Source organism: uncultured Clostridium sp. (assembly GCF_934754915.1).
Lineage (GTDB): Bacteria > Bacillota > Clostridia > Clostridiales > Clostridiaceae > Clostridium.
Genome location: NZ_CAKVKB010000208.1, coordinates 1 through 4,418, shown reverse-complemented (window position 1 = coordinate 4,418; position 4,418 = coordinate 1). Strand labels below are relative to the sequence as shown.

At 29.2% G+C, this 4,418-nt stretch carries 3 protein-coding genes; all 3 read left to right on the top strand.

Annotation, left to right across the window (positions count from 1 at the left end):
* Nucleotides 1–388 precede the first annotated feature (388 nt).
* Nucleotides 389–967: an ABC transporter ATP-binding protein gene (locus Q0F58_RS17490; RefSeq protein WP_294379149.1), complete on the top strand. Its 579-nt coding sequence runs from the start codon at nt 389–391 to the stop codon at nt 965–967.
* Between the two features lie 277 nt (nt 968–1,244).
* Nucleotides 1,245–1,814 (top strand): sugar O-acetyltransferase, encoded by a 570-nt coding sequence (locus Q0F58_RS17485; protein ID WP_294379148.1) that lies wholly within the window; start codon nt 1,245–1,247, stop codon nt 1,812–1,814.
* A 280-nt stretch (nt 1,815–2,094) separates the two neighbouring features.
* A complete protein-coding gene (locus Q0F58_RS17480; protein ID WP_294379147.1) occupies nt 2,095–4,284 on the top strand; it encodes an alpha-galactosidase in 2,190 nt (729 codons plus the stop codon).
* Nucleotides 4,285–4,418: the final 134 nt, after the last annotated feature.

Genomic DNA, 4,418 nt, shown 5'->3' with positions numbered 1-4,418 from the left:
TTTTATGGTCAAGCTATTTGCAGCAACAGTTTTTTGTTTTATATTGTGTTGTAAATAACAAAAACAGAGTTTTTAAATATCTAAACTAATTATATAAAAATGAAAAACAATGATTGTATTAATTTACAATTTATGATTGTTAGAAATATTATTAAAAAATATTATCAAAAAAGAACCGAATAATTGTTTATAAATAGTAGATAATGCAAATTAATTAGAGAAGTACAAATGATATAATCTTTTAGTAGCCAAGTAAACGTATCCAAAAAAACTGAGGTGATTTATTTGAGAAAAAAGGAATGTATATTGAATAGTATATGCACACGGTTGTGTAAAGGTGGTATAAATAAAATTTAATGGAAATGAACTAAGGGAGGGAAAATCTACATTGATTCAGATGATAGTTGGTTTTCTGCATCCTACTCATGGAAAGCTTTTAATTGATGGTAATGATATGACTGAAATAAATCTTCAGAGTTATAGAAAACATATTGCAATGGTTCCACAAAATACCGTTCTGTTTTCTGGAACAATAAAAGAAAATATTACTTATGGAATTGAAGTAAGTGATGAAAAATTAGAAGAAATAATAGATGCAGCATGTTTAACAGAAGTTATAGAAAAACTTCCTGATGGAATAAATACTAATGTAGGGGAACATGGAGATATGCTTTCTGGAGGTCAGAAACAGCGTATTTCAATTGCCAGAGCACTTATAAGAGATCCAAAAGTTATTATTTTTGATGAAGCGACATCAGCTTTAGATAATAAATCAGAAGTTCATGTTCAAAAAGCAATGAAAAATCTTATAAAGAATAGAACTACGTTTATGGTTGCACATAGATTATCAACAATTAAGGACGCTGATAATATAGTGTTGATTAATGGAGGAAAAATTGTTGAACAAGGAAGCTATAAGGAACTTATTGAGAAGAAAGGTGAGTTTTATAAACTTTCTAATAATTGATAAAATATGACATAAAAATAAATATAATTTGTCATAAAATAAGATTGAATAATTACTAAATATAATATATATTTAAAATATATTACATGTATTAAAATTAAAGTTACATTTGAAATATATTTGATATATATTTGATATAGTATAGAATGCCAGGTGAAAATAATTTCAACATAGTTAAGTTATAATTCTAATAGCAAAATTGTATAATCAAAGAAATTTTATTATTCATTGTAAATTAAAAAATAAAATATAGTAAATTATGAAGGGGAGGAAAACGATGACAGATAGTGAATTTATGAATATGGTGAAAAACAGCCAGCCTATTGAAGGTGGTACAGAAGCACATAAAATTCTTGTTAAATATAGTAATGAAGCTATGAAGATTACAGCAGAACTCAATAATAAATATCATGAACCTGCTGAGGTAAATAATTTATTTTCTAAGCTTATTGGAAAAGAAGTTGATGATACTTTCTTTTTATTTCCACCTTTCTATACTGATTTTGGAAAGAACATTACAGTGGGGAAAAATGTATTTATAAATACAGGATGTTCTTTTCAAGATAGAGGTGGAGTAAGGATAGGAGATGGAAGTCAGATAGGAATGAATGTGACAATAGCAACATTAAATCATGGATTTGATTTAAAAACAAGACATATAACTTATCCTATGCCTGTAGTTATAGGAAAAAATGTATGGATTGGATCAAATGTTACAATAGTTCCTGGAGTAACAATTGGAGATAATTCTGTAATTGCTGCAGGAGCAGTTGTCAGTAAAGATATTCCAGCTGATTCTGTTGCAGTAGGATGTCCTGCAAGAGTTATAAAAAAAATAAATGATTAATAAAAAATCTGTTGCAGCTATAATTTTAATTATATGCAGCAATAGATTTGAAGCTAAAATAAAAATATACAAAAAATCAGAATTTGATAGAATTTTTACTGGCATCTACAAATTATATTGAAATAAATATTAAACGAAGTTATTCTAAATGTAGAGTTTTTTGAAAATGATTTCATAAGATCAACATCATTGTAAAATGATTTATTCATTATTTGACATATAGTGATTGATTTTAATAATAAATTTAAGTTTCAACATATATATAATTATGGAGGTTTTTATGGGAATTAAATATTTTGAAAAAGATAAAGTCTTTAAATTAGATGGAAAAGATACATCATATATTATTGCAGTTGTAGATGATGAACAATTTTTAGGACATGTGTATTTTGGAAAAAAGATAGTAGATGAAAATGTAAATTATCTTTTACGTATTGATGAGCCACCTTTTGTTCCATCTAAAAATAACAGAGATAGAGTATCTTTCTATGATAGTTTTCCAACAGAGTATTCCACTCATGGAATAGGAGATTTTAGACAGACAGCATTATCTGTTAAAGATATTTATGGAAATACAGCATGTAAACTTCAATATGTTTCACATAATATTTATAAAGGAAAAAAAGAATTAGAAGGACTTCCTGCTACATTTGGAAAAGATACAGAATGTGAAAGTCTTGAAATAACATGTTTAGATAAAGATTTAAATCTAAAGGTAATATTAACATATACTGTTTTTGAAAATTTAGATGTTGTGACTAGAAGTGCAAAAATAGTAAATGAAGGAAAAGAAAAAATATATTTAACAAAAGCATTATCTATGTGCATAGATTTTGATGGTGTAGATTATGATATGATTTCTTTACATGGTTCATGGGCAAGAGAAAGACATATAAATAGAAGAAAAGTAACATATGGTGTTCAGACTGTTTCATCAGTAAGAGGTGAAACAAGCCATCAGGATGCACCATTCATCGCTTTAATGGATTCAAAAGCTACAGATGATTATGGAAATGTATATGGATTTAATTTTGTATATTCAGGAAATTTCTTAGCACAGGTTGAGGGATGTCAGTTTGATACAACAAGAGTTCTTATGGGAATAAATCCAACAGATTTTGAATGGGGATTGAATTCTGGTGAAGGATTTACAACACCTGAAGTAGTTATGGTTTATTCTGATGCTGGAATAGGAAAGATGACAAGAACATTCCATGATTTATATAGAAATCACTTAATAAGAGGAAAATATAAAGATAAAAAACGTCCTATTTTAATAAATAACTGGGAAGCAACTTATTTTGATTTTGACACAGATAAACTTCTTGCAATTGCAAAAGAAGCTTCAAAGGTAGGAATTGAAATGCTTGTTATGGATGATGGATGGTTTGGACATCGTAATGCAGACAATTCATCTCTTGGAGACTGGTTTGTAAATGAAAATAAAATCAAGGGCGGTTTGAAATATCTTGTTGATGAAGTTAATAAACTTGGTCTTGAATTTGGAATATGGTTTGAACCAGAGATGATTTCACCAGATTCAGAATTATATAAGGCTCATCCAGATTGGTGCATTCACATAGAAGGCCGTACCCCTGCATTATGTCGTGAACAGTATGTTCTTGATTTAACAAGAAAAGAAGTAGTAGATTATGTATATGGATGTATTAAGAAAATACTTTCAAGTGCAAATATAACATATGTAAAATGGGATATGAACAGACAAATTACAGACCTTGGAAGTAGTTTTATGAAACCGGAGCAACATGGTGAAATATTCCATAGATATGTTCTTGCTGTGTATAGCCTAATGGATAGACTTACTAAAGATTTTCCTGATTTATTGTTAGAAAACTGTTCTGGTGGTGGAGCAAGATTTGACCCGGGAATGCTTTATTACAGTCCACAAATATGGTGTTCTGATGACACTGATGCAATTGAGAGACTCAAGATTCAAGAAGGTACTGCATTGGTATATCCATTAAGTACTATGGGAGCACATGTAAGTGACTGTCCTAACCATACAGTAGGAAGAACAACACCATTTGAGACAAGAGGTTATGTAGCTTTAAGTGGTACATTTGGATATGAACTTGATATAACAAAGATATCAGAAGAAGATAGGAACATGATTCCAAAGCAGATTGATATGTATCATAAATATAATGATCTTGTTAGAAGAGGAGATTATTATAGAATTGCTAATTATTCAGAAAATAATGAATTTGACTGCTGGTCTGTTGTATCAAAAGATAAGGCAGAAGTTTTGGTTACATGTATACAGGTCTTAGGAAGACCTAATTATCACAGCAGAAGAATAAAGCTTAAAGGTCTTGATGAAAATTCAAAGTACAAAAATGAAGAAACTGGTGTAGTTTATTCAGGTGGAGCACTTATGAATGCTGGAATTAATGTCACTGATTTATATGGAGATTATTCAGGAAAACTAATTCATTTTATTAGAGTATAATGTAAAAATATAATTTGAAAATGTATAAAAAGCATGGATTAACAATTTAATCCGTGTTTTTTGTTCGCCCAGCATGTTTGCTGAGCCGGCAGGCTGAAAGAAGCCTGCATCGCCGACCCGATAGGAAGATAACT

Bases quoted from the DNA above. Each gene is read 5' to 3' on its own strand.
- Q0F58_RS17485 (WP_294379148.1), top strand. From the start codon at position 1,245: ATGACAGATAGTGAATTTATGAATATGGTGAAAAACAGCCAGCCTATT.
- Q0F58_RS17480 (WP_294379147.1), top strand. From the start codon at position 2,095: ATGGGAATTAAATATTTTGAAAAAGATAAAGTCTTTAAATTAGATGGA.